The sequence below is a fragment of the Dictyobacter vulcani genome, from assembly GCF_008974265.1.
GTDB classification, from domain to species: domain Bacteria; phylum Chloroflexota; class Ktedonobacteria; order Ktedonobacterales; family Ktedonobacteraceae; genus Dictyobacter; species Dictyobacter vulcani.
Window position 1 is genome coordinate 3,014,056 of record NZ_BKZW01000001.1, and the last position, 24,930, is coordinate 3,038,985.

At 49.0% G+C, this 24,930-nt stretch carries 19 protein-coding genes and 2 pseudogenes; 12 read left to right on the forward strand and 9 right to left on the reverse strand.

Features of this window, described 5'->3' with window-relative positions:
- Positions 1-276: 276 nt before the first annotated feature.
- From KDW_RS35870 to KDW_RS12655, 3 genes and pseudogenes are all read left to right on the forward strand, one after another.
- A pseudogene (locus KDW_RS35870) lies at positions 277-2,306 on the forward strand (tRNA uridine-5-carboxymethylaminomethyl modification enzyme MnmG/GidA).
- A 280-nt stretch (positions 2,307-2,586) separates the two neighbouring features.
- Positions 2,587-3,270 (forward strand): response regulator transcription factor, encoded by a 684-nt coding sequence (locus KDW_RS12650; RefSeq protein WP_151756288.1) that lies wholly within the window; start codon positions 2,587-2,589, stop codon positions 3,268-3,270.
- Between the two features lie 19 nt (positions 3,271-3,289).
- Positions 3,290-4,501, forward strand: a complete 1,212-nt coding sequence (locus tag KDW_RS12655) for a sensor histidine kinase (protein WP_162005181.1) — start codon at positions 3,290-3,292, stop codon at positions 4,499-4,501.
- Between the two features lie 24 nt (positions 4,502-4,525).
- Here the strand turns inward: KDW_RS12655 and KDW_RS12660 are convergent, their stop codons facing one another.
- The gene (locus tag KDW_RS12660; RefSeq protein WP_151756290.1) at positions 4,526-6,223 is read right to left on the reverse strand and encodes a recombinase family protein; all 1,698 of its coding nucleotides are present in this window, start codon (positions 6,221-6,223) and stop codon (positions 4,526-4,528) included.
- A 70-nt stretch (positions 6,224-6,293) separates the two neighbouring features.
- Positions 6,294-7,094: a helix-turn-helix transcriptional regulator gene (locus tag KDW_RS12665; RefSeq protein ID WP_151756291.1), complete on the reverse strand. Its 801-nt coding sequence runs from the start codon at positions 7,092-7,094 to the stop codon at positions 6,294-6,296.
- Positions 7,095-7,447: 353 nt separating this feature from the next.
- Between KDW_RS12665 and KDW_RS12670 the strand changes: the two genes are divergently transcribed.
- Positions 7,448-8,245 (forward strand): sigma-70 RNA polymerase sigma factor region 4 domain-containing protein, encoded by a 798-nt coding sequence (locus KDW_RS12670; RefSeq protein ID WP_151756292.1) that lies wholly within the window; start codon positions 7,448-7,450, stop codon positions 8,243-8,245.
- A 506-nt stretch (positions 8,246-8,751) separates the two neighbouring features.
- On the forward strand, positions 8,752-8,940 hold the full coding sequence (locus KDW_RS12675; RefSeq protein ID WP_151756293.1) for a hypothetical protein: 189 nt from the start codon (positions 8,752-8,754) through the stop codon (positions 8,938-8,940).
- Positions 8,941-9,035: 95 nt separating this feature from the next.
- Here the strand turns inward: KDW_RS12675 and nfi are convergent, their stop codons facing one another.
- The 5 genes and pseudogenes from nfi to KDW_RS12700 all read right to left on the reverse strand — a co-directional run bounded on the left by nfi (position 9,036) and on the right by KDW_RS12700 (position 15,475).
- Positions 9,036-9,806 (reverse strand): deoxyribonuclease V, encoded by a 771-nt coding sequence (nfi, locus tag KDW_RS12680; RefSeq protein WP_151756294.1) that lies wholly within the window; start codon positions 9,804-9,806, stop codon positions 9,036-9,038.
- 59 nt (positions 9,807-9,865) lie between these two features.
- Entirely contained in the window at positions 9,866-10,630 is a 765-nt protein-coding gene (locus KDW_RS12685) for a class I SAM-dependent methyltransferase (protein WP_162005182.1), read from the reverse strand.
- Between the two features lie 531 nt (positions 10,631-11,161).
- On the reverse strand, positions 11,162-11,740 hold the full coding sequence (locus KDW_RS12690; protein ID WP_151756296.1) for an HdeD family acid-resistance protein: 579 nt from the start codon (positions 11,738-11,740) through the stop codon (positions 11,162-11,164).
- Between the two features lie 309 nt (positions 11,741-12,049).
- Positions 12,050-14,829 (reverse strand): annotated as a pseudogene (gene ppdK, locus KDW_RS35875) (pyruvate, phosphate dikinase).
- Positions 14,830-14,908: 79 nt separating this feature from the next.
- Complete coding sequence (locus KDW_RS12700) at positions 14,909-15,475, reverse strand: HEPN domain-containing protein (protein ID WP_151756297.1); 567 nt, start codon at positions 15,473-15,475, stop codon at positions 14,909-14,911.
- Between the two features lie 408 nt (positions 15,476-15,883).
- On the opposite strand from KDW_RS12700, the gene KDW_RS12705 reads away from it, so the two are divergent.
- The 7 genes from KDW_RS12705 to KDW_RS12735 all read left to right on the forward strand — a co-directional run bounded on the left by KDW_RS12705 (position 15,884) and on the right by KDW_RS12735 (position 23,119).
- Positions 15,884-16,741, forward strand: coding sequence for a general stress protein (locus KDW_RS12705; RefSeq protein ID WP_151756298.1), 858 nt, complete (start codon positions 15,884-15,886; stop codon positions 16,739-16,741).
- Positions 16,742-16,946: 205 nt separating this feature from the next.
- Positions 16,947-17,654 (forward strand): RNA polymerase sigma factor, encoded by a 708-nt coding sequence (locus KDW_RS12710; RefSeq protein ID WP_151756299.1) that lies wholly within the window; start codon positions 16,947-16,949, stop codon positions 17,652-17,654.
- A gap of 2 nt (positions 17,655-17,656) precedes the next feature.
- A complete protein-coding gene (locus tag KDW_RS12715) occupies positions 17,657-18,685 on the forward strand; it encodes an anti-sigma factor family protein (protein WP_151756300.1) in 1,029 nt (342 codons plus the stop codon).
- A 108-nt stretch (positions 18,686-18,793) separates the two neighbouring features.
- Positions 18,794-19,978 (forward strand): acetyl-CoA C-acetyltransferase, encoded by a 1,185-nt coding sequence (locus KDW_RS12720; RefSeq protein WP_151756301.1) that lies wholly within the window; start codon positions 18,794-18,796, stop codon positions 19,976-19,978.
- A 33-nt stretch (positions 19,979-20,011) separates the two neighbouring features.
- Complete coding sequence (locus KDW_RS12725; RefSeq protein WP_151756302.1) at positions 20,012-21,742, forward strand: acyl-CoA mutase large subunit family protein; 1,731 nt, start codon at positions 20,012-20,014, stop codon at positions 21,740-21,742.
- A gap of 101 nt (positions 21,743-21,843) precedes the next feature.
- A complete protein-coding gene (locus KDW_RS12730; protein WP_162005183.1) occupies positions 21,844-22,752 on the forward strand; it encodes a GNAT family N-acetyltransferase in 909 nt (302 codons plus the stop codon).
- 118 nt (positions 22,753-22,870) lie between these two features.
- Positions 22,871-23,119, forward strand: coding sequence for a hypothetical protein (locus KDW_RS12735; protein WP_151756304.1), 249 nt, complete (start codon positions 22,871-22,873; stop codon positions 23,117-23,119).
- Between the two features lie 61 nt (positions 23,120-23,180).
- On the opposite strand, the gene KDW_RS12740 is transcribed toward KDW_RS12735, so the two are convergent.
- Together KDW_RS12740 and prmA are read right to left on the reverse strand one after the other, a co-directional pair.
- On the reverse strand, positions 23,181-23,960 hold the full coding sequence (locus KDW_RS12740; RefSeq protein WP_151756305.1) for a 16S rRNA (uracil(1498)-N(3))-methyltransferase: 780 nt from the start codon (positions 23,958-23,960) through the stop codon (positions 23,181-23,183).
- A gap of 3 nt (positions 23,961-23,963) precedes the next feature.
- On the reverse strand, positions 23,964-24,884 hold the full coding sequence (gene prmA, locus KDW_RS12745) for a 50S ribosomal protein L11 methyltransferase (RefSeq protein ID WP_151756306.1): 921 nt from the start codon (positions 24,882-24,884) through the stop codon (positions 23,964-23,966).
- Positions 24,885-24,930: the final 46 nt, after the last annotated feature.

Consider the following 24,930-nt stretch of genomic DNA (forward strand, 5'->3'; position numbering starts at 1 on the left):
TTTTTGGCGCTAATTTTGTGCTATCCCTGCTAATTTTTACCGATCTCTCCTCATGTTCATCTGGCTTCCCGTGTTGTTGCTTTTTACCTGATCCAAAAAACAGTAAAACTTGTCTTGTGCTATTATGGTCTTCTGGCAGAAAATACTAGTTTCGTGCATCCAATATTGACGAGGGCCGGTATCTAGGGCATAATACGAACCGTGCAGGAGTGAAAAATCGTTCATATAAAAGGAATCAACCAGGATAATACAGTTATGAGTAATGGCACGAAAAGCATGAACATGTCCTTGGATCACTATGATGTTATTGTGGTGGGAGCCGGCCACGCGGGCTGTGAGGCGGCGTTAGCCAGCGCCCGTATGGGGCGTAAGACGTTGCTCCTGACCATGAATCTGGATAGTGTGGCATTAATGCCTTGTAATCCTTCGATGGGTGGTCCAGCTAAAGGTCATTTGATTAAAGAAATTGATGCGTTGGGGGTGAAATCGGTCGCAATACCGATCGCACGTTTATCCAGATACGCATGCTTAATACGAGTAAGGGTCCTGCTGTTCAAGCTTTGCGTGCTCAGTGTGATAAACAGGCCTATCGCCTGTCGATGAAGTTTGTGTTAGAGAGCCAGCCCAATCTTGAGCTGAAGCAGGCCACTATTTCACAATTGCTCAGCTATACGGGGAGCGATGGTCGTCCGGTGATGAGCGGTGTGGTGACCAATAATGGTTGGAGTTATGAGGCACCTTCGATTATTCTGACGACCGGCACGTTTATTAATGGTCGATTGGTCGTCGGAGAGAAGACACAACCAGGTGGTCGTGCGGGCGAGGGTCCCGCATTGGGGATTTCTGATGCATTACGCGCCCTGGGACTGGAAATGCGTCGCTTTAAAACTGGCACTCCGCCTCGTATTGATGCTCGTACGGTTGATTATAGTAAGACCGAACCGCAACCTGGTAGTCGTGTGCCGCTCTATTTCTCGCGTGATCGTGAGGCGCATGAGGACATTCAATTGCCGGGCGGTCGGCCCAGTTCGATTTATCCTGTGGTAGATGAAGACTTGAACGGCTGGCGTCCACAACTCCCCTGCTATCTGGTGCGGACAACTGATCGTACCCATCAGGTTATTCGGGATAATCTGCATCGCTCGCCTCTCTACACAGGTATTATCGAAGGCGTTGGTCCACGTTACTGTCCTTCGATTGAGGATAAGATTGTCCGTTTTGCTGATAAAGTTTCGCATCAGATCTTTCTAGAGCCAGAGGGTTGGCGTACCAGTGAGATCTATGTGCAGGGACTCAATACCAGCCTGCCTGAAGATGTTCAGCTGGACATGTTGCATTCGATTCCTGGCCTGGAACGTGCCGAAATGATGCGCGTGGGCTATGCAGTTGAATATGATTATGTGCTCCCCGAGCAGTTGTTACCAACGATGCAGACCAAGCCGGTGGTTGGCCTCTTTCTGGCGGGCCAGATTAATGGTACCTCGGGATATGAAGAGGCGGCGGCGCAGGGAATTATGGCTGGTATCAATGCGGCTCTGGCGGCGCGTGGCGAGGAAGCTTTTGTGCTTGGACGCCACGAGGCCTATATCGGTGTCTTGATTGACGATCTGGTTACGCGTCCGATGAGTGAGCCCTATCGTTTGCATACGTCGCGGGCGGAACATCGACTTTTATTGCGACCGGACAGTGCGGATCTGCGTCTGAGTGATCATGCCTATCGCCTGGGATTGATTGATGAGGAGCGTTACTTTCAGGTGTTGCAGAAACGTGCCGCCATCGAAGCTGCGCTGACACGTCTGGATGATGTGACGTTTACCTCTTCACGACTGGTGGAGACGTGCGCGCAAGAGGTGGGTATCGCGCAACTCGGCCAGATGATGACCGGACGCGAGTTGCTGCGGCGACCAGATGTGCGTTATCAGCAGGTGGAGCAACTGGCTCAGCGGGTGGAACAAGAACGCGCTGCCCTGGCAGAAGATCCTGCTTCTGTTACCGGCACCCTACAACTTCCACCGCTGGAAGATGAAGCGGCTGAGGAGGTTGATTTGCAGGTCAAATATGAAAATTATATTCGTAAGCAAGAGCAATTAGTTCGGCGGACCCGGCGTCTGGAAGAAATGCGCATCCCTGAAACTCTCGACTATCAGGTTATCCCTCATTTGCGCACCGAAGCACGCCAGAAGCTCATGCGTACATTACCCCGAACCGTTGGGCAAGCTTCACGAGTGGAAGGTGTGACTCCAGCAGACATCGCAATATTGATGATCCAGCTGGAAAAATTACGAGCATTAAAGGCTTCATCTTGACACTACACGCATTCAGCGTGTACCATACACACATATTACTCATCAATAATATATCAATATGCAATTGATCGGTGATGTATGTTTCCCCCCTACATGCATTAATGGTCCTTGTATACACATAGATGGTTTGATTCAGGTGCCTTTCGCGGGCACCAACCATCGGGGGTAATCCTGATGCCCGTAGGTTCTTCTATAGGTGTATTGATGCTCACCAGTCTCTATAGAGAGCGACCTACAGGGGGTGCGCGGCAAACTGAGATATCAAGAAGAGGGGAAAACAGTGTACATTCTTGTCGTTGATGACGATCGGTTTGCGAACACGCTGGTGCAATTCGTTCTCAGTAAAGAGGGCTACGAGGTCGAAACAGCCGATAATCCACGTGGGGCCATGCAAATGATCCAGAAGCGTGAACCGGATTTGTTGATCCTTGATGTCACCATGCCATACATTAGTGGTTTTGAGTTTTCCGCGAAATTGCGTGCGGAAGGCTATGAGATTCCACTCATTTTTATGACGGCCCAGGACACGATTGAGGCCAAGTTACAGGGATTTAATATCGGTGCAGATGACTATATCTGTAAACCATATAATCATCAGGAACTTGTGGCTCGGGTACAGGCTGTGATGCGGCGCATTAAGAAAAATGGGAAGGTTGGCAACCAAAGTATCAGGGGAGGACAGATTGAACTTTTTCCGGCTGAACTGAAAGTGGTGGTTGGGAATCGCTCACCGATTACTTTAACTCCAACCGAAATGCAAGTCCTACGCGTTCTGATGAATAGTTCCGGTCAGGTTGTTAATCGGGACCATTTACTGGCTGATGTCTGGAATGATAATGAGAATAACAGTAACATCGTAGATGTCTATATTCGTCGTTTACGTATGAAGTTAGAAATAGATCCTGATCGGCCGCAACATATTGTATCAGTGCGAGGTATTGGGTATAAGTTTGTTGTGAAGTAGGGGGAAAGGTTGGGCCAGGTTGAGGAAGCGTATTCAAAAACAAGCTCAAATTGAAGAAAAAATGGATGCATCACTGCCAGTTGTACCCGAGGCATTCTCTCAGGAGGTGACCATAGATACAGCCGATGAAAACACCACAGAACCACGGCGGCACGCCATTAATGCCGCTATCGAGAATACTTCTGATGCTATTATTACCCTCAGGCAAGATTTTCAGATCTCCTATCTGAATCCTGCTGCGGCGACAAAGCTAGGTGTAGCCAGGCCGAGCGCCATTGGAAAAAGCTGTACCGAGCTCTTAGGTTGCCAGAATCTTAATCGCATGCTTCTTTGTGGAACATCGAGCTGTCCACTGGTGCGGGCGCTAGAGCAAAAGCGTCCTCTTCCCAATGAAGAGTTAATCATCGGGACCGATCAACCTGGTAAATTTGAGGTTTCGGCCAGTGTGAATCCTATTCAACTGGACGATGGCTTTTCCTATGCCATTTTTAATGCACGTGATATGTCCGCTTTAAAAGTTGCCAATCGTGTGCGTTCAAACTTTGTTTCGATGGTTTCGCATGAGTTACGTACCCCTCTCAACTCGGTGCATGGTTTTATTGATCTGCTGCTACAGGGGCATATGGGTGAGATGAATGAGGAGCAGCGCATGTACCTGGGATATACCCAGGAAGGTGTGCAGCAACTGATCTCGATCGTAGAAGATATCTTGTTTATGACACGGTCAGACTTGGGTCAGTTTGAAGTAAAGCAGCAGGAGGTTCATCTCTTGAGCCTGGTGCGCCAGGTAGTGCGTAGCTTGCAACCGCAAGCTTTAAAAGCTGAAGTTGCGCTATGCCAGGACATTCCGTCTGATGTACCAGCGCTCTATATGGATCCCCAGCGTATCAAACAGGTCCTGAATAACCTGGTGGCCAACGCCATTAAATTTACTCCCCCTGGAGGCACTGTCACGGTCAGTGCACGTCGGCATGATGATCATTTTGAGATGATCTCAGTGGTGGATACCGGATATGGTATTCCAGTTGAAGATAGCCAGCATGTTTTTGAGCGTTTTTACCAGTCAAACCATAGCCAGCAATCCAAAATGGGTGGCTATGGTCTGGGTTTGTCTATTGCCAGGTTGATTGTGGAGCAACACGGTGGCACCATTGGCTTTGATACCGTGGTCAACAAAGGTACAACTTTTTACTTTACCTTACCGTTGTACATCAATGAATCCAAAGGCTAGTACCGCGTATTTTTTAATGGTAACTTATGGCCACAGGCTTAGCTGCTGATCTTGTTCGTCTCGGGGCTCTGTCCAGTCGTTATCTTTAGATAATGGAACACCTGTCAGGACTGGCGAGTACGTTATGTATACTTTCCCCTCTGGAATTATATATGCTTGGTTTGGTAGTTTCTTAATAGAGGGGAGTTTGCTAACATATACTTTAACGCCTAGAATGTAGAGCGCCTCTCTTTTTTCTTTGTAACTGGCTTTGTGATATTTGCCCTTCATGGTGTTGAGGAAGGCAATAAAGTTCTGTATGCGTTTTTTATACGTGTCTGCTCTGTTTATAAAAGGTGTGGATTTTATGGCCTCCTCTTTATGTTTTTGTAGTTGTTCTTCTTTTTTCTGGATGTCTTGAGTTATGAGATTGTAATAGTAACTTCCTTCTCTATGATTTCTTCTTTCCTCCTTTGCATAGTCTATTTCTGTTTCTAATTGTGAGGTGAGATTACTTGCAGAGTCATCGTTCAACAGTTTTTGTACTGCTTTCTCTGCTTCTCTTTCTAAGATGTCTTGAATAAGTTCTAGCCTCTCAAAGATACGGCAACATTCTTCCCATACTAATTTGTCTAATGCTGGTGCGTTAATACGTGTACGTGCGTCACATGTTATGTACTTGTTGTTGTTATATCCGCATTGGTAGTAAGGGAACTCCCGTCCTTTTTTCTTTTCTGTCGTTGTTCGCATCCTTGTTCTACACTCTTTACAATAGACGTATCCTGCACGTAGTAGAAAATCCTCTATATTCCTTGGTGGATGGCTTTTTTCTATTTTGTTCGTTTCCAGTTTTTGTACTGCTCTATTGTATCTATCTATATCTACTATGGCTGGTATTCCGTTTGGAATTATGCGTGCATTTTTATTTGGTCTGGCAACCTTTTTGCCATTTTCCGATAATACATAAGTCACCTTGCAAATTGTAAGATTGCCTATGTTCTTCTCGTCAATTATCATTCTGTATACATTTGCTGGTAGCCATCCTTTTGCTGCATGCTTCTCCTTTCGCATGGCTGATGGTGATGGTATGTTGTCTTCTGTGAGTTTGTGAGCGATACTTCTTAAACTCATATCCAGATCGACGAACATATAGAGTATGGAGAAACGTATACGGGCTAACTCAGGGTTGATCTTGTAGTATGTTTTATTTTCATCTGCCCAGTCCCAACCGTAGGGCGCTCTTCCCGTTGCCATAGGTAAACCCTGTGCTAGCCTGCTTTGCCAATGTCGGTTTGCGTATTCAACAATTTTGTGGCGTTCTGATTCTGCGCTCCACGCAAGAATAGACCTAATGAGCTTTCCTGTGAGGCTGTTGTCAATGTTCTCGCTGACACTGACTACAGATCCTCCTGCTTGTTCTATTTCCTCAAAGATGATGGCTGAATGAACAAAGTTACGGGAAAGGCGTCTCAGGTCAAACACAATTAATACTTTAGCCAGCTCGTCGTGTATTAATTGTCGGGCAATGGTTAATTGATCGCGTAGGCTGTAATGTATATATCCGCTTTTCGCCTCCTTTATTGTTTTTATAACTTTGTAATTATGTAGCTTGGCATATTGTAAGCATTTTTCTTCCTGGTAGTCTAAACTTTCTCCATCATCTTCTTGTCTATCTGTGGATACACGACAGTAGATAATAGCAGGTATCGCTGTTGGATATATGCTATTGTTTGTTTGTAGCATGTTTTCCTCCTGTTTATCCTACATTGCATATTTTGGCTTTGTTGGTTGGCCTGGCCTCCATTTGTTTTAGTTACTTTATGCGTTTGTTTTTCAGTGATGGAACAAGGGGGTCTTCTTCTTGTTCCATTTGATTTATGAATGCTTGTATGGGTCTGGTTGCGCTTTTGAGGTCGGTTAATACGTATGCGTCTCTCTTCCCTTTAAGTTTCTTGAATCCTAGGTGTTCAACCAGTTTCTTGCCTTCTGGGGTTGCAGCAATTGCATACCACTTTTTGATATCGTAGTGTTTGTCTAGAGAGAGTGCCCATCTTAAAGCGTTCCTGATGATAAAGAGTCCTCTGTCTTTGTCCTTCCGTTTGTCGCCTGTGTGGTGTATTGATATGCTTGGTATATAGGCTGCTAGATCTTTGTCAGACCATTTTCTTATGGACCAGGGCTCTATATCTTGCTTCTTGATCTTGTCATCTATCAGTGACTTAATAACATCTTCTGCCAGTGGCATGATTGTTACTCCTCCAACTCTCTTCCCGTTTTCCCTGGCCGACATGAATATGTCTTTGTTGGCGTCCTTCCACTCTAAGAGCCGGTCGTATGTAACGATGTCTTCAGGTTCGTACAGGTTGAAGTGGTTCTGATAGCTTGCCCATAGCTCGCTGTTGGTAGTTGGGCCAAACGTTAGTTTGGGTTGATCCTTGCGCTTTTGTAATTTCACATGCGCATTGATGGCTTCTTTTGGGTATTTTCTGCCCCTTTTTTTTCCTGGCTCTAACTCACTTGGTATAGTTCCGTCTTCCGCTCTTCTGTTTAATGTTGCTTTGGATATGCCTAGCAGTTTCATGACCTCATCGGGTGTATAGTATCGTTCCTGCATTGCCGCCTCCCTTTTTTGATTTTTGATTTTTGCGACTAGAGATATTGATATTATAAGCCTTTTGGCTCAATTTGTCTAATGATTTTTGAGCCTTAAACTTGATTGTGATTTTTATTGACAATTTGATTTTTGCGATGCATAATAGTTATGTGATTATTGAGATTTGAGTCTTGATCTTGAGGGGATTTGGGTAAGGTTGGCGTTAGGTGTTTTTTGTGGAAGGTTGCTAGCCAGGGTGTTCCAGCACTCTAGCTAGCTGTATGAGAGTAGTTCCAGTTTCACGGGGTCCAGCTCTCACACTTTGAGTATGCAGTGTGAGGCGGGCAAAGTCAACTCAGGGAAGGGGGCCGCTTATGGCTGCATCTCAAACTGCTGACTATGGACCAATTTTGACCAATGAAGAACAGTATCGTAGGGACGTAGCGAATTTGATTGATGAAAATTTTTCTGGAACGGAACGGTTGTCTTTGGATCAAGAGAAGATATTAATTCAGCGTGCCCGTGTAGCTGATAGCTTGGCTCGTTCTGAGTTGATTGAATATTGTCTTTCATCTGTTACCTGGATGGCTCGCAAGTATGCTGAGATTTGCCACTGTAACGGTCGTAGACGTGTTGAGTATCTTGATCTTGTACAGATAGGTAACTTGACGCTTGTTGAGTGTCTAGATAAAGCTCTGGCTCATACTAACCCAATTGGTTATTTAAAGCGTGCTGCTCTTGGTGAGATTGTTAAGCATTGTATGAGGCATGGTAGTTTGATCACGTCTCCGCAAGAACGTGGTGGTAAGGTGCTACCTATGATGCAGGTTGATAGCTATGATGTCTTGCTGGTTAATCATAGTGGCTCTGAGGGTACCTATCTTAGGGATTTATTAGAGGTTCCTAATGAAGCTCCTCGATCTGAACGTGACTTCACTCCTCTTTATGCTGCACTCGATACCTTAACGCCTGGACAGCGTGAAGTCATAAAACGCCATTATGGGGTTGATTGTGCAGCTGAGGATCTATTTACTATCTCTTGCAGTATGCGAGCTGCCCAGGGGAAACCGTTCAACCGAAACGCTAATGATGCCTATTCTGCTCATAAGGGGGGCATAGCTTCATTAGGGCGAAAATTAGCACCCTTGGTAGATCGCGCAATTTCAGCTTAAACTAATGAAACTCCCCGTTTAAACGCCGACTTTTGTAGTTTTGAGCTTCTGTAAGGTGGCGAAACTGGTAGGTGTAAAATATGCAGAAAAATCTGATGTCCCTAAATTATCCGGTGTGCAGGAAGTTTATAGCTTCTTGCACGCCTGCACGCCCGTACGCCCGTACGCCAAACTGCCAGGGGCAAGCGAAACGGTCAAGCTGTAGCTGCCCATGATGTCCTGCTCCTGGCTGCTGATCAGGTCCAGGCAGAGAACCAGCACACCATTCCCTTCAAGAAATGGGCTGGCATTGGTTCATGCTCGGTGTTGCTGGCCATGCCGACAAGCGACACAGCACACCATATCCTTCAAGAAAAACTTTCCCCTACTCACAGGCGCACTCAAGTAACACGCGCCTGTCTATCCCCATGTATTGTGAGTTTGATGTATCTGGTTTCCTGCTGGTTGTTTGTGAAGGGAATGGTTTGTTCTTAATTAGGCTGTTTCTGATGATTAGGAGGTAACCTATGGAAGACTTCACGGAAGATGGTTCTAAAGGCAACTATGAGCTGATGTACTTTGCTCTTCTTGACTATCGATTTGAAAAGGTCAGTTTTCTTGAGATGTTGGATATGTGGGAGATGATTCTAGGCATTAAATCTTCTTCTTTGTGCAAAGTCGAGGGCAAGAAAAATACTACAGAGTTGGCTTCCTGATTTAAGCAATAAATCCGAATACACTGCATATGCATCTGCTAATTATCCTGATAAGCAAAATAGCTTGCCTATCAGGATAATTTTTTGTTTGGTTGCTACCATAGTTTGAACTGATTTACCTGGACATTCATGTTCTTGGTATCTGGCTGCGAGGAAGAGTAGTTAATAGTAAAGTTTACGTCCGTATTGTCAGGTGTTGTGTTATCCTTAGATAGTTTGTCTGCCTGCCGGGTTGGCTCTGGTAAGCGATAGCCCTTGCCACAGGCCAGTACATAGCGAATGCTGGTTTCCAGACTGATCAGGTGACCGGGCGAGATAAACATCGGGTTGACGCGGGTACGGGTGCGGACCACTGCTCCGATTGTCTCTTTGCGGCTGATCAATGGCACCCATGAGCCCGCTTCTTCCCCGAGTTTCTCTTTGTCATATTTGCCAGTCAACAGCGATTTCGCGCAACCAATAGTGGGAATCTCCAACCAGAGTCCCAGATGGGCACCGATACCCAGGCGCCTGGGATGGGCAATACCCTGACCATCAACCATAATCAGGTCTGGTTTCTGACGTAATTGTTCAAAGGCTCCGATGACGCTGGGTGCTTCTCGAAACGAGAGCAGGCCTGGCACATACGGCATGCGAATTGGTTCCTCGTAGACGTGACGCTCCACAATCTCTAATTCGGGAAAACTCATGAGCACGACCGCGGCGCGGGCAGCATTATGCTCTTCGTTAATCGCCATATCGACGCCAGCGATAAAGCGGACCTCACCGAGATGATCTTCCAACACGATATGCTGTGCCAGCTCATGCTGCAAGGCTATCGCAGCTTCGGTCTTCAGATTCCATTCATGTAACGGAGTACGTGCCATTTTCAACATCCTTTTCTTCATTTGCCATTTACTCGTTACCGCTTATCTGTGACTGCGGCTTATGATCGGGCTTCAGCCACAAAAATCATGCGCGGACTCTCCAGGCTGAAAGGACCCAGGTCATGATCCCCATAGACATCCTTAACGACAAAGCCCGCCTGTTCGAGGAGCAGTTCCATCTCACTGCGTTCAAATAGATAAAGGTGCGTGGTTGCCACAGTTCTTTGGACAGTGCCACCCTGGCTATGGCGATCATAGAAATGGGTGAGTTCGAGCTGGTGGGTACGTGTTGCTGAAGCGGGACTGACAAAATGGGTAAAATATGTCCCATCTTCATCCTGCCAGGTACCCTGATGGAGGACCTGTCCGGTCAGTTCTTCCATATAGCGAGCATCCGCATTGCTGATATCCACGATAAACGTTCCGCCGGTACTCATATGGGCACGAACCGCGGCCAGTACTTTTTGTTGCTCTTTGCGGGTAGTGATATGGGCAAACGAGCCCAGCGCAATGATCGCCAGCCGGAATTTTTGCTGTAACTGGAGCTGGCTGATATCTTGCTCTACCAGGGTGCAGCGGGCGGCTACTCCTGCTTCCTGTAGCGCCTCGCGGGCCAGTTCCAGCATCTGACTGGAATTATCCACCCCGGTTACCTCGTAACCCTGTTCCGCCAGAGGGAGCATTACACGGCCACTCCCACAGGCCAGCTCGAGTATTTTTCCTCCGCACAGCTCGGCGAAGTTATTGTACATATCCAGATCTTCGTCAAAATGTGCGTGCTCGATATCGTAAAATGGAGCGATGAGATCATATTCAGGATTCATGTGTTTGTCTCTATCTTTATGCCGCACCCGACCAGGGGCGCGCTTACTTTCCTTTATCATATCACCTGACGGAGCAGATGACCGCCCGGAGATCTCCTAGTAGTCTGTCAGACATCATGTGATAGGAAAGCGGGGATGCAAGGGGCGGCGAGCCCCTTGACTGGGGGATCGGGGGCTGTGCCCCGGCATTTCCCCCCTCCCGCCCGCGTAGCGGGCGCACAACCTAGCAAACGAAGTTTGACAAAGTACTAGTATAACGCGATAAACTTGTAAATGGCAAGCGTAAAAGGATATTTTTATGTTCAGGCCGTAAAAGATTGAATTTTTATCTGTCCAACACTTCTGCTAGATTATTCATCCTGATGGGATATGCTGTACAAAGCATGTTTGCTGGAAATTGCAGTTCTACATGAGGATAGTGGAGCGGGCGAAGTCGAAAAAATGAACAGCTGTTGCTGATCATACATCTGGCGCTTTCCTATTGATGGATAGGAAAGCGCCAGATTGAATTTTTGTGTGGTCAGAAGTTGATTAGATGGCAGCAGAAGGTTCTGACCTGGATATCTGCTGGCGATCCTGTAGCCGGAAAGAGCTGGCAAATGTAGCCACACCGGCAATCACGGCGAAGATGCCCAGGACCAATGGGAGTGCTCTAGCTGCAATCAATGGTGCAGTGAGGAGGATAATACCGAAAATGATATTAACAACCCCCAATACTACTACACCAAGACCACCACCTTTAAATCCCTGATACAACTGGATGAGGCCCGTGATTAATGCCTGCACAGCCAGGAAAACGACGATGAAAGCAGGGATCATCAAGGCGCTCCAGAGTGGATGACGGATGACTACAATACCAGCTAATATTCCCAGAACCCCGGTGACCGCTTTCAACCCCCACTGATTTCGATCAATAAACATACTTACAAATGCCATGATGCCGCTGATTAACCAGAACCACCCGAGAATCTGTACCAGCAAAATTGTCGTGGTTGCCGGTGCGAATAGAAGGAGTAGACCCACAATGAACAGGGCAATACCTTCTATCATGACCATCCACCATGGGGTGGCCGTAAAACTTCTAGGGACGCTTGCAAATTGGGATTCCATGATGCGTTCTCCTCTTGTGTTCAGGATTGAACAGGCTGCTCATGTGTGATGATTGTAGAATGGTAAAAACAACTTCAATGCTTCATCACAGCGAGCTGGAATACAAAATACTACGATTAATCCCCAGTCACTTTGGTAATCATTCAAGTTACCTGAGATGATCTATCTAAAGCATAGTGGGAAATCGCTGGACCGGGGTCGTCCAAAAGGCGGATGCTAAAGGAGGAATTTTGTGTGAAACGAAGGGATCGTCAAAACTCCGATCAGAGCGTTGACGATCCCTGTGTTTTTTTGGGGAGATGCTTTTGCCTAGCGATCTTTTTCGGAACGCGTTAGCGCTGCCTGTGCAGCGGCCAGACGTGCAACTGGCACGCGGAACGGTGAGCAACTGACATAGTCGAGTCCAATTTGGTTACAGAATTCGATACTATCAGGATCGCCACCATGCTCGCCACAGATGCCTAACTCGATGTCAGGATTGGCCTTGCGACCTTTCTCAACGGCCATGGCTACCAGTTGACCAACACCATCCCGATCCAATGTCTGGAACGGATTGAGTGGCAGGATCTTCACTTTGTCCTTCATGCCTGGCACATCCAGACCTTCAACGTATTTGAGCAAGAATTTGCCCTCGGCGTCGTCACGGCTATAGCCGAAAGTGGTCTGGGTCAGGTCATTGGTACCAAAGCTGAAGAAGTCTGCAACCGGAGCGATCTGGTCGGCGGTCAGGGCGGCGCGAGGTAACTCGATCATCGTGCCGAATTTATAATCAATTGGTCTGCCAGCTTCACGAGCGATTTCGGCTGCGGCACTCTCTAACTGACGACGTACCTCTTTGAGTTCATTGACATGACCAACGAGGGGAATCATGATCTTGGGATGCAGTTTCTTGCCGGCTTTTTCCAGTTCAGCGGCGGCACCCAGAATGGCCCGTGTCTGCATGACGTTGATCTCAGGGAAGAGTAAGCCCAGGCGGCAACCACGGAGACCGAGCATTGGATTCATCTCGCGCATAGAGCCAACAGCCTCTAGCAACTGGCGTTTCTCGGCCAGTTCCGCTTCATGGCCGCCCTGCGTCTCCAGACGAGTGACATCCACCAGCAACTCTTCATACGATGGCAGGAACTCGTGCAGCGGTGGATCAATCAAGCGGATAACCACTGGATAGCCTTCGTTGCTGTCGGGATCAACCATGGCTTCGAAGATACCCTTGAAGTCGCTCTGCTGGAATGGTAGCAACTGATCAAGTGCGGCCTCGCGCTCTGCCTTGGTTTTGGCCAGAATCATCTTCTGAACGATTGGCAGGCGCTCTTGTTCCATGAACATATGCTCGGTGCGGCACAGACCAATACCTTCAGCGCCAAAGGTGATGGCGCGTTGAGCATCTCGTGGATAGTCGGCGTTGGCCCACACACCCAGTTTGCGGAAGCCATCGGCCCAGTTCAGCAACTTCTTGAGGTCGGTCTCTTTATTGAAGTCGGCGTCCATGGTTTTGATGATGCCAGCAAAGACTTCGCCGGTGGCGCCATCGATCGAGATATCGTCGCCCTCTTTAATGACCATATCGGAACCCACGACGCGGAAGAGGTGTTGCTCTTCGTTGACACGAATGCCTTCACAACCAGCGACGCAGGGGAGTCCCAGACCACGAGCCACTACGGCCGCATGGCTGGTGGCGCCACCACGGGCGGTCAGGATACCTTTCGCGACCAGCATGCCATGCACATCATCTGGACTGGTCTCAGGACGCACCAGTACGACTGGCGTGCCAGCTTTACCGAGTTCCTCTGCCCGATCCGCATCGAAGATGGCTTTACCATAAGCGGCCCCTGGAGAAGCATTTAAGCCCTTCGCTAGCAGGCGACCCTCTTGTTCCGCCCGCTTCTTCTCAGAATCATCAAAGCGTGGCAAGAGTAACTGATAGACCTGGGATGGCTCGACGCGTTTGACGGCTTCTTCGGGGTGATCACACCCTCTTCCACCATATCAACGGCGATCTTCACGGCCGCACCAGCGTTACGCTTACCCGAGCGTGTCTGCAACATATAGAGCTTGCCCTGCTCAACGGTAAACTCGAGATCCTGCATATCGCGATAATGATTCTCAAGCCGTTGCGCAATCTCCTGGAACTGCTGGTATACCTCGGGGAGATCCTGCTCCAATTTACTGATCGGGGATGGGGTGCGGATACCTGCCACCACATCTTCGCCCTGGGCATTCAGCAAATATTCACCATATAACTTTTTTTCGCCCGTAGCAGGATTGCGGGTAAAGGCGACACCGGTACCACTGTTCGCGCCCATATTACCAAATACCATGCTCTGAACATTGACGCCCGTGCCCAGGGTATGAGGAATCTTATTGAAATTACGGTAATCGATGGCGCGTTTATTGTTCCAGGATGAAAACACCGCCTCGATAGCTTTGTGCAACTGCTGACGCACATCCGTGGGGAAAGGTTGACCTGAGGCACGCTCGGCGATGGCTTTGAATTCAGCTACCATCTTCTTCAGTGAAGATGCAGGAATCTCGGCATCAGTTTGCACGCCTGCCTCATGCTTATAGCGCTCAAGTACCGCCTCAAAATCTTGAGGATTGGTGTCGAGCACAATTTTGCTGAACATCTGGATAAAGCGGCGATACGCATCATAGGCGAAGCGCTCATCGCCGGTCAATTGTACCAGACCCAGCACCGTCTCATCGTTAATACCCAGATTCAGGACCGTGTCCATCATACCAGGCATTGAAAACTTGGCACCGGAACGAACTGAGACCAGCAGGGGATTCTCCTTTGAACCGAACCCTTTATTGGTCTGCTTCTCAACGATAGCCAGGGCAGCTTCAGTCTGCTCCCAGACACCGTCAGGAAATTGTTGTTTATTATCGTAGTAACCGTTACATGCTTCCGTTGTAATTGTAAATCCGGGAGGTACTGGAAGCCCGGCGTTGGTCATTTCTGCCACGCCTGCGCCTTTGCCGCCAAGCAATTCGCGCATGTTCGCATTGCCTTCACTGAAGAGGTAAACCCATTTGCGAGGAGAACGTTTTACAGCTTCGTCCAACTCTGAATGAGTAATCTGTTGTGTCATGAAAACTTCCTCCAACTGATGTTGTGGGACAACGAACGTATAAAGGTCCAGCCTGAGCCTTTACTGTTAGAAATAATGGTTACACACTGAGCACAATGGCTCTAGCCCAGCGTAGGACTTTACGAGCGCTTTGTACATAGCCACTAGCCTGTTCGGCATTGATGATCTCATCTGCTTCTTCCGGCGGAGTATCCATATAGAAGTCTTCCGGATGAAACGGTGTCAGGCGTTCCAACTCGCTGAGAATCTCGTCGGGAGCACCAACCTGAGATCCAAGGACCCGTAAATCATGGTCATAGGTGGTGCGACGCCCAAAACGCAACATGCTCACCGCCTGCGTTGCCTTTTCAGCTGCCTGATTACAAAAATCCACGCAGGCAAAGTGTCGCCCGAGTCCTAGCTCAACTGCAGCTGTAGCCATATCCTGAGCTCCTTCCGCAAAGAGTCCTAATGCCCCCTGAATATCACTACTCAGATGACTTCCGGATTCTATGGCATCTGGTTCTCCATTGGATATTGTGCCATGGGCGCCGGAATCGTTCGTTGATGGTGATTGTGATGAGAGACCATATAAAAGTTGTTGCTCTATATCATCCTCATTGTAGTCATCAGGCGTTCCATGGTTGTTATTCTGCATTTGTGACATGATGGTGTGATCCTTTTTCCATGCTTGGTAAAATGTGTGCAATGTGTTGCATACTGCATAGCGCTATTCAGCTATCCTGCACATAGTATTCCTAAGTGCCGTGTTGTGTCAATGCTTTGGATGTGTGTAGATTATCCATCTTTTGGCCTCTAGCTCAGGTGTTTCATAAAATAATCAGGTACACACTGGCACATCCCAGGCTAGCGGCCAGGCCTTCCCGCAGCATATAGAGCGGAGAAGCGTGGCTTGAATGCGTGCATCCATTGTGTAACCTGATTCGTGTAAAAACTGGTATGAATAGAAGAGCATTTTATAGAAATAGATAGTGAATAGTTTTAAAAGAAGCTAAACATAGATATCGCTTAAAAATTGATTTGATATTTCCAGTCATTCAAGGAGGAAAATAGTATGACAACAGCGGAACGAACTACAGCAGTCGGTGTTTTTTCTGAGCAGGCGTTAGCTGAGCAAGCTATGTCCCAACTCCATAAGGCTGGTTTTACTGATGAACAGATCGGTTTTGTTACGCGGGACCCGCAGCAGAGCCAGACCTCAGATGTTGAGAATACCAGTTCTGCAGGTTCTGCTGCGGCTGGAGCGGTCAGTGGTGGTGTGATTGGTGGCATCATTGGCGCCGCCACTTCCTTGCTGATTCCAGGTATTGGACCGATTCTGGCTACTGGTATTCTGGTAACCACCATCGGTGGTGTGGCCCTGGGGGCGCTGGCCGGTGGACTGGCTGGATCGTTAATGCATCTTGGTGTTCCCGAACACGAGGCCCGCTACTATGAAGATCAGTTGAATACAGGACGCTCTATTATCACGGTCAATGCGCCAGGACGCTATAATGAGGCGGTAAACATTTTACGGCAGTATGGCGCATCTGATGCTGAAACGCGTGCCGATGCTCCTGTTGCAGAGACATCGTCAGCAGCGGATGCTTCTGCTGGTGTCGTTCCCATGGTCACCTATCCCGCCGGACTGGCTGGTATTGATGGTCCTGCTGGCATGATCAATCCAGGTTTGCCTTTAGACGCGGCTTTTCCTGTGGAACCTGCAGCCAGTACGAATGAGTTGAGTGGTCGTTCTTTGAATGAACCTGTGTATGCAGCAGAGCAGACCGATCCCGAAAATGATGACACCGTCCAGGTGCGTGCTGCTCGTCCGGCGCAAAATATTGCCAATAACTCTCAGACCATGGCTCCGGACGTCAATGGTCCTGTGCCCGCCCCAGCACGTTCGGCAGATACCTATAATAATCGCTAACACCGGTAAATTGAGACCAGGAAAACCACCTCTTCACAAAACAAAGAGGTGGTTTTTTTGCGGCAATTGTGGATTGTGTATGTGATATTTGCTCCTGAATATCGAAACTATATGGTGTTGCAGAAAATATAGCGCTACTTTGACGTGATTAGGAATAGGGAAACACGTATGGGGATTAGCTATCTTCAGGAAGAGAGTGGCTAATATGTTCAATTTACTGGTTATTGCTGGTATACTACTCATACCAAATGTGGATATCAGTTCAACGAATATTCGCGCGCGAGAGAGAGTATATCCTGGCATGACAGTGGACAAATCGGTCAATCAGTCGCAGACTGGCACCACAACTGATGAGGCTGCGCTTATACAATTGTATGAGCAGTTTCGTCGACCTATCCATTCCTATATTTTTCGTTTGCTAGGAAGTCAGGAAGATGCTGACGATGTAACGCAAGAAGTATTTGTACGTGTCTTTACCGCCTGGAATGGGTTGTATGAACGCGACAATCTCTCGGCCTGGCTGTATCGCATCGCCACCAATCTCTGTGTGGATATCCTGCGCAAACGCAAGCGCATATCCTGGTGGTCATTGGGATTACGGTCTCGCCAGGATGATCCTTATAGCGATAATGCTTCACAAGAAGATTTCACTGCCTTTCTCGCCGATAGTGGCGGAATTCCAGAGATCGCTGAACGTGAATTGATCCGTCAAACGCTGGCAGAGATGCCCACAGAATACGCAGTTGTCCTGGTATTAAATGCGGCTCAGGGAGTGCCATATCAGGAGATTGCAACGATTGTGGGTATCTCTCCCAATGCTGCGGCCACCCGTATTTCGCGCGCTAAAAAGATGTTTGCAAAACAATATCAGCATGTGAATAAAGATGGTGTTGGCAAGCGGAGCAGTAAATAGATATGAGCAACACCAACAATAAAAATGCATTGCCGGATGCGATTATTTTTGCTCAGCGGCGCCTGCAGGACCTGCCACCTTTGCCTCCTCAAGGAGCGATTGGACCTGAGGTTTGCGCGATCATACACTTGTATCTGGCTGTCTGGCAAGATGTGACGCCTGCACAAAGGCAGGCTGTCTCTCTGCATGTACAATCCTGTCCTCGCTGCCAGAATGAATTGAGTGTTTTGCAGCGGGCTACTCAGATAGTCTACAGTTTGCCATCCTCAGAGCCATCGGTACAGGTAGATCAGGCGTTACTGGCTGCCATCAGAGCACGCAGACAGGCGGATACCAGGTCTGCGCCAGCAGCGCTACCACCACGTCCATTGAGAAGTCGTAAAAAGCAACTGCCCATGCGCTTCATTGGCGTCCTGGCAGCAGCAGCGATACTCATCCTGGCTCTGGCCTTTTCAGTTCCCAGATTTATCAATCAACCCTTGCAGGCCTTCACCCTACCGACCAATCTATCCTGGAATAATTATGTGCTTTTTTCCAAGCAGGCCATGACCAATGCACAGGGAGAACACTATCAAGTTATGACGTATCATCAGATGCAGGCAAATGTCATCAATGTAGAGACCGTAATGAATGGTAAACTGGATGTGGTAGTGGTGAAAGATCCGCAGAAGGCGCTGGGACTTGATATGATGCACCATGTTGCCCAGTGGGATGCACAATCCTGGGTTGATGATACAAAGTTTTTTGATCTGGATCGCCTGCGTCATGATCTCAGCACAGGCAGTGCAGTCTATCTGGGGAAAGACCACTTCAATGGCAAAGATGTCTACCGTATTCGTTATCCCGATGGCCATATACTGATCTTAGATATGGATTATATGCCAGTCAACATCTTGCCAGCGGATAAGAACAACGGCACGCCGATGTATGAAACTATCCAGTGGTTGTATCCTTCGAAGGTATCAGCATCTGTGTGGAGTATGCAAGTCCCGGATAATTTTCGGATGGGACAATTGCCTCGCCACCCCTGATGTTTACTCCCCATTTTGGGGTACAATACGATAGACGATTGTTTTCGTCTATGCGGCCTTTCCCCAGTTTTTGGTTCACAGTGTTGTGAAAATAATAAGAGGAGAAAAATGATGTCCGATCATATCCCTGTCATTGTTGGAGCGGCGAGGACGCCGACCGGAAAATTTCTCAGTTCCCTTGCCAGTTTTTCTGCGCCCCAACTGGGTGCTATAGCGATAAAAGAAGCAGTGCGTCGTTCCGGCATTGATGCAGCAGCCATTGACGAAGTGATTATGGGTAATGTTGTTTCTGCCGGTGTCGGTCAATCGCCTGCGCGTCAGGCGGCGCTGCATGCTGGCCTGCCCGTTGATATTCCTGCCTTCACCGTCAATAAAGTCTGTGGCTCGGGCTTAAAAGCCGTGATGCTGGCCTCGCAGGCTATTCGCGCAGGCGATGCCCAGGCTTTTGTGGCGGGTGGTATGGAGAGTATGAGTAATGCTCCTTATTTATTACCCAATGCGCGTACCGGCTATCGCATGGGCGATGGCAAACTCGTTGATAGCGTAGTTCACGACGGACTCTGGTGTGCCTTTGAAAATATTCATATGGGCAAAGAGGCTGAGATTATCGCCGAGAAATTCGGGGTTACTCGTGAAGAGCAGGATCAGTTTTCCTTGCAGAGTCATCAGCATGCGGCTGCGGCCACGGCGGCTGGCTATTTTAAAGACGAGATTGTTCCTGTTGAGGTCAAACAGAAAAAAGGCTCCTTCCTGGTAGAAACCGATGAGCCGATCCGTGGTGATTCCACAATGGATGCTCTGGCCAGACTGATGCCTGCCTTTCAGGAGGGTGGTAGCGTGACGGCCGGAAATGCTCCTGGTTTGAGTGATGGTGCGTCGGCGACCGTGGTTGTGGCGCAGGATTTTGCTCGCGAACGTGGGCTGGAGGTTATGGCCCGTATCACTGGCTATGCTTCGGCTGCTATCACGCCACGCTACATTTTTGCCGCTCCTCCCCTGGCGGTAAAGCGTCTGCTCGAACGTACCGGTCAGCAGATTTCCGACTTTGATCTGATCGAGGTCAATGAAGCTTTCGCGGCTCAGGCTCTGGCCAATGGTAAAGAATTGGATTGGGATTGGTCACGCGTGAATGTCAATGGTGGAGCGATTGCTCTGGGCCATCCGATTGGTTCTAGCGGTTCCCGGGTGCTGACAACCCTGATCTATGCATTACGCCGCCGGGGTGGTGGCCGGGGTCTGGCTACCCTTTGTCTGGGTGGCGGTGGTGCCGTTGCACTTTCTGTCGAAGTTTAGTAATCACACGTGGAGAGGAGTGCAACATTACCTATGACTGAGCAAAAATTAAGCGAGGCCATCCAGCCAGGCGTGCAGCAGGGAAGCCTTTTTGATGCGGCCGAACTGGCCCGCCTTGAAACGGCGCGCACTGATTGGGAAGCAGGCAGCGTACAGAAATCAACACGGCGTATTCCTGAGCGTGATCTGTATGAGACGACCTCTGGTGTACCAGTCGAGCGCTTGTACATGCCCCAGGATATCGCGGGACAACACTATCTGCGCGATATTGGCATGCCGGGTGAATATCCTTTTACCCGTGGCGTACAGCCAACTATGTATCGTGCCAAGCCCTGGACCATGCGCATGTTTGCTGGCTTTGGAACGGCAGAGGATACCAATGCGCGTTTCAAATATCTGTTGCAGCAGGGCCAGACAGGACTCTCGACCGCATTTGATATGGCGACACTCTATGGTTATGATACCGATCATCAGATGGCTGCCGGTGAATTTGGGAAGTGCGGAGTTGCCATTTCTTCACTGGCTGACATGGAGGTCCTCTTTGCTGATTTGCCACTGGATCAGATTACGACCTCGATGACGATCAATAGTCCAGCGGCGATTATCTGGGCGATGTATATTGTCAATGCGGAAAAGCGTGGTTATCCGATGGAGAAATTGGGTGGGACGCTGCAAAACGATATCCTTAAAGAGTATATCGCGCAGAAAGAATATCTGTTTCCACCCGAGCCTTCGTTGCGACTGGTCATTGATACCATCGAGTTTGGCTCGCAGCACATGCCGCGCTGGAATACGGTCAGTATTAGCGGGTATCACATCCGCGAAGCCGGTGCTACCGCGGTGCAAGAACTGGCCTTCACGATTGCTGATGGTCTGGCGTATGTGGATGCCTGCCTTGAGCGTGGCATGAAGATCGACGATTTTGCGCCCCGCCTCTCGTTCTTCTTTGATGTACACAATGATTTTCTGGAGGAGATTGCCAAGTTCCGCGCTGGACGACGCCTCTGGGCCCGACTGATGCGAGAAAAATATGGTGCCAAAGATCCTCGCTCCTGGATGATGCGCTGCCATGCGCAGACTGCGGGTGTCTCGCTCTCCGCACAGCAACCTGAGAATAATATTGTGCGCACCACAATTCAGGCTCTGGCTGCTGTCCTGGGCGGTACCAATTCGCTGCACACCAATTCATTGGATGAAGCCCTTGCCCTGCCAACCGAAAAAGCGGCCTTGATCGCTCTGCGTACCCAGCAGATTATCGCCAGTGAGAGCGGAGTCACCAATACCATCGATCCACTGGCTGGATCCTATGCGATTGAGGCTCTGACCGATCAAACTGAGCAAGCGGCCCAGCAGTATCTGGATCGTATTGAGCAGTTGGGTGGCGTGCTGGCTTGTATCGAGAATGGCTTTTTCCAGCATGAGATTGCTGAATCAGCTTATCGCTACCAGCAAGAGGTTGATCAACAACAGCGTAAGATTGTTGGTGTGAACTCGTATATGTTGGACGAAGACGTAAAAGTTCCTACTTTGTATGTGGACTACGAAGGCCAGAAACGTCACCTGGAACGGCTGGAGCGCGTACGCCGTGAGCGCGATCAGTCCGAGGTACAACGGACGCTTGATTCCCTGCGTTCAGCTTGCGATCAGCATATCAATACCATGCCAGCCTTGCTGGATGCGGTACGCGCTTATGCTACCCTGGGTGAAATTACCGATGTCCTCCGGGCCGCCTTTGGCGATTATCTGGAGCCAGCCGTTTTTTAATCCTCGTAGTTATGGCTTGATCAGGAGCAGGGCCTTTCTTTTGCAGAGGGCTCTGCTCCTCTGCTTTTTTTAACATTGCATGTCACGAAATGGAGTCATTGATGCCAGATGAGCAAGTACAGGGCCTGGTTAAGAAGCTTATCCTGACCCCTGAAGATCAACAGCACATTAAACAATTGGCCGTGCTCTGCGAACGTCATGAGCAACTCCATATGCGTATCGAATGGAACTTATTGGCACGGCGCTCTGGCGCTATTGTCAGTGATTATTTGTATTATGCGGATGGTATGCTGGTGGGTTATCTGCTGTTGGATAATCAGGGGGCGTCACAGAGTGAACTGGTTGGTATGGTACATCCAGATTATCGTCGGCAAGGAATCTTTCGGCACATGCTGGCAGAAGCGGCTCAGCAGCATCGGGCGCAGGGATCCCGGGCGTTGATCCTGACCTGTGAGCACAAATCCCTCTCTGGTCAGGCTTTTTTACGTGCTTTGGATGCCAGACTGAGCGAGTCAGAGCACGAGATGTTTCTGGTCCACCATCCCCCACATCCGGCTTTTGATGAGCGCCTGCTTGTCGAGAGAGCGGATAGCAGTGATATTGAAGCATTAGCCCTCGTACAGGCAGAGAGCTTTCAAGACCCGCTGGATATCACGCGGCAGCGTATCCAGAATTGTCTGCAAGCTCCCGACCGTATCTATTATCTTGCCATGTTTGGTGATTCGGAACTGGGCTGTCGGGAACCTGTTGGGAGCTTTCGCCTGGATATTGGCGGCGAGTTTGATGGGATTTACGCCTTTGGTGTACGTCCGGCCTATCAGGGCAGGGGCTATGGTCGACAAATCTTAATGGAAGCGATCACTATTTTGCACGCACGCAGTCAGAAAAGTATTCTGATCGAGGTCGATATTGAAAATAGCCGCGCCATCCACCTGTATAAATCCTGTGGTTTTGTTATTCGTACCACATATGACTACTATGTCCTTGAGCTTGATGTGTTTGGGCGGTAACGTTTGACATGTAAACATTTGCTTGCGTATAGTAGTGATAGATAATGAATGGTTTGTCTTTGTAGAAAAGTAGCGAAGAGAGCTTCAGGCACACTGCCTGCGAAAGGTTGGTTTGGTGATGACTAACGTTTTTCGCCTTTTTCAAGAAGAAGATAAATTTACGGATGAGTTGTTTGGTTTTATTACGGATCCCAATGCTGATAACCGCAACGAACGAGCGATTGTCAGCGTGCTGCACGAGATTGCGCCACAGATCGTCTCAGTGGCGGAGTGTATGATTATTGATGGTGTAGATGAGCGTCATTATGTGGCTGATTATGTGCATGCTGTCCTCAATGGGTATGGGCTCGATGGTGAGAATCGTTAGAGCAGGAACAGGACATGCCTGATCACAACTGGTCGGGCAATGTCCTTGTTTGTCTATTCTGCTAGCCCAGGGATTCCAGTTCATACATGACATTGGCAACGGTCATCAGGGCGGCAGTTTCCGCACGCAGAATACGCTTGCCCAGCGTCACGATTTTGACGCCATGCTGCCTGGCTAATGCTGCTTCATCAGGAGTCAGGCCCCCCTCTGGACCAATAAAGATTACAACTGTGATTGGCTCCTGTTGAGTGTTACCCGCCGACCATTCCTGACGCGCTTGCTGAAGCGTCTCATAGAGGCTTTCCCCATGTTCTTCTTCCCAGGGCATAATTGCCAGTGCACCGGATGGAATGTCAGTCAGGGTCTGAATAAGTGGTCGGATGGCCTGGAGTTCTGGCACGTGTGCGCGACCACATTGTTCGGTTGCTTCCTGTATGATGCGTTCCCAGCGCTGCAATTTTTTTGGACCGGCCTCTTCTAAACCAGCTATTGAACGGCGGCACAGCGTTGGCACAAAGGTGGTTACGCCGAGTTCGGTTCCTTTTTCCAGAATAAATTCAAAGCGTGCCGATTTCAGCAATCCCTGACAGAGAATAATGCGCACCGCTGCTTCTGTTTGACCAACACGTTGTGCTTCCACCTGTACCTCAACGCCTGCACGAGTACTCTGGGTAACGTGACAGACATATTCAGTGCCGCTATTGTCGAAGAGGATCAGTTGTTCCTCAATAGCCAGATGGAGCACATCGCGTACCTGATGGGCTAGCTTGTCCGGTAAGGTGGCGCTCTCTCCGGGTATGATGGCTGGCAGGTCGGACTTTCCGATGAAAAAGCGGTGCATCAGTTATGCTCGCTTTCGATAGGTGAGGGCAAGCCAGTCGTCGATTTTGGTCTCTTCAACCAGTTCCAGTCCGGCTGCCAGTAATGGGCCTTCGGCATCGGGACGGCGCGCCTCGATAATACCGCTAACCACCAGTAAGCCATGTGGGGCAACCACCTGAGCCAGTTGGGGAGCGATTGAGCCAATGATATGCGCGATAATATTGGCTAATACCAGATCGTATTGATTGGCTTTATTCGTCGCTTCGGCCTCGTCCAATACTCCCAGGACAACATTTATTTGTTCCTGAAGATCATTCATCTCGGCATTGGCTTTTGAGCTTTCTACTGCGACGCTACTATTGTCGATGGCATCGATGTGTGTCGCGCCCAATTTTGCCGCTGCCAGGGCCAGGATACCCGAGCCGGTTCCTACATCCAGGATGCGCATGCCGGGCTGTACCAGTTGCTCAACCCTTTCCAGACACATCCGGGTGGTTGGATGGACACCGGTACCAAAAGCCATACCAGGATCCAGCGTGAGGACGACTTCGTTTTCCTTTGGCGTATATTCGCGCCAGGAAGGGCGGATCACCAGTCGCTGTCCGATGTGGGTAACATGATAATAGTCTTTCCAGGCATTGGCCCAGTCTTCTTCATCAACCACGCGGGAATGAAGCTCACCCACGAAATGAGCTCCCAGACTGGTGAAATGCCAGAGTCCACGTGCGATCTCCTGTTTCTTTTCCTCTTCAGTTCCATCCATGGGAAGATAGGCATGCACCTGAACAGGCTTATTGACCAGAATGCGGTATTCCTGTCCATCGTCACTGAGCTCATAGGGTTCCTCAATAACGACGCCATCGCGGGAATAGCCGCTCAGTAATTCACTGACCGATTCGACCGCTTCTGGATGTGTTTGTACGGTTAATTCCAACCACTGCATAACAACAACTTTCTACCTTTCGCGTTGAGATGTCCGAGGCAGTCGC

What these genes read in the sequence shown, in the direction of transcription:
- KDW_RS12685 (WP_162005182.1), bottom strand. Translation starts at nt 10,630, where the DNA reads ATGAATCCTGAATATGATCTCATCGCTCCATTTTACGATATCGAGCAC.
- KDW_RS12705 (WP_151756298.1), top strand. Translation starts at nt 15,884, where the DNA reads ATGACAACAGCGGAACGAACTACAGCAGTCGGTGTTTTTTCTGAGCAG.
- KDW_RS12720 (WP_151756301.1), top strand. Translation starts at nt 18,794, where the DNA reads ATGATGTCCGATCATATCCCTGTCATTGTTGGAGCGGCGAGGACGCCG.
- KDW_RS12665 (WP_151756291.1), bottom strand. Translation starts at nt 7,094, where the DNA reads ATGCAGGAACGATACTATACACCCGATGAGGTCATGAAACTGCTAGGC.
- KDW_RS12710 (WP_151756299.1), top strand. Translation starts at nt 16,947, where the DNA reads ATGTTCAATTTACTGGTTATTGCTGGTATACTACTCATACCAAATGTG.
- KDW_RS12690 (WP_151756296.1), bottom strand. Translation starts at nt 11,740, where the DNA reads ATGGAATCCCAATTTGCAAGCGTCCCTAGAAGTTTTACGGCCACCCCA.
- prmA (WP_151756306.1), bottom strand. Translation starts at nt 24,884, where the DNA reads ATGCAGTGGTTGGAATTAACCGTACAAACACATCCAGAAGCGGTCGAA.
- KDW_RS12725 (WP_151756302.1), top strand. Translation starts at nt 20,012, where the DNA reads ATGACTGAGCAAAAATTAAGCGAGGCCATCCAGCCAGGCGTGCAGCAG.
- KDW_RS12660 (WP_151756290.1), bottom strand. Translation starts at nt 6,223, where the DNA reads ATGCTACAAACAAACAATAGCATATATCCAACAGCGATACCTGCTATT.
- KDW_RS12730 (WP_162005183.1), top strand. Translation starts at nt 21,844, where the DNA reads ATGCCAGATGAGCAAGTACAGGGCCTGGTTAAGAAGCTTATCCTGACC.
- nfi (WP_151756294.1), bottom strand. Translation starts at nt 9,806, where the DNA reads ATGGCACGTACTCCGTTACATGAATGGAATCTGAAGACCGAAGCTGCG.
- KDW_RS12675 (WP_151756293.1), top strand. Translation starts at nt 8,752, where the DNA reads ATGGAAGACTTCACGGAAGATGGTTCTAAAGGCAACTATGAGCTGATG.
- KDW_RS12670 (WP_151756292.1), top strand. Translation starts at nt 7,448, where the DNA reads ATGGCTGCATCTCAAACTGCTGACTATGGACCAATTTTGACCAATGAA.
- KDW_RS12735 (WP_151756304.1), top strand. Translation starts at nt 22,871, where the DNA reads ATGACTAACGTTTTTCGCCTTTTTCAAGAAGAAGATAAATTTACGGAT.
- KDW_RS12700 (WP_151756297.1), bottom strand. Translation starts at nt 15,475, where the DNA reads ATGTCACAAATGCAGAATAACAACCATGGAACGCCTGATGACTACAAT.
- KDW_RS12740 (WP_151756305.1), bottom strand. Translation starts at nt 23,960, where the DNA reads ATGCACCGCTTTTTCATCGGAAAGTCCGACCTGCCAGCCATCATACCC.
- KDW_RS12715 (WP_151756300.1), top strand. Translation starts at nt 17,657, where the DNA reads ATGAGCAACACCAACAATAAAAATGCATTGCCGGATGCGATTATTTTT.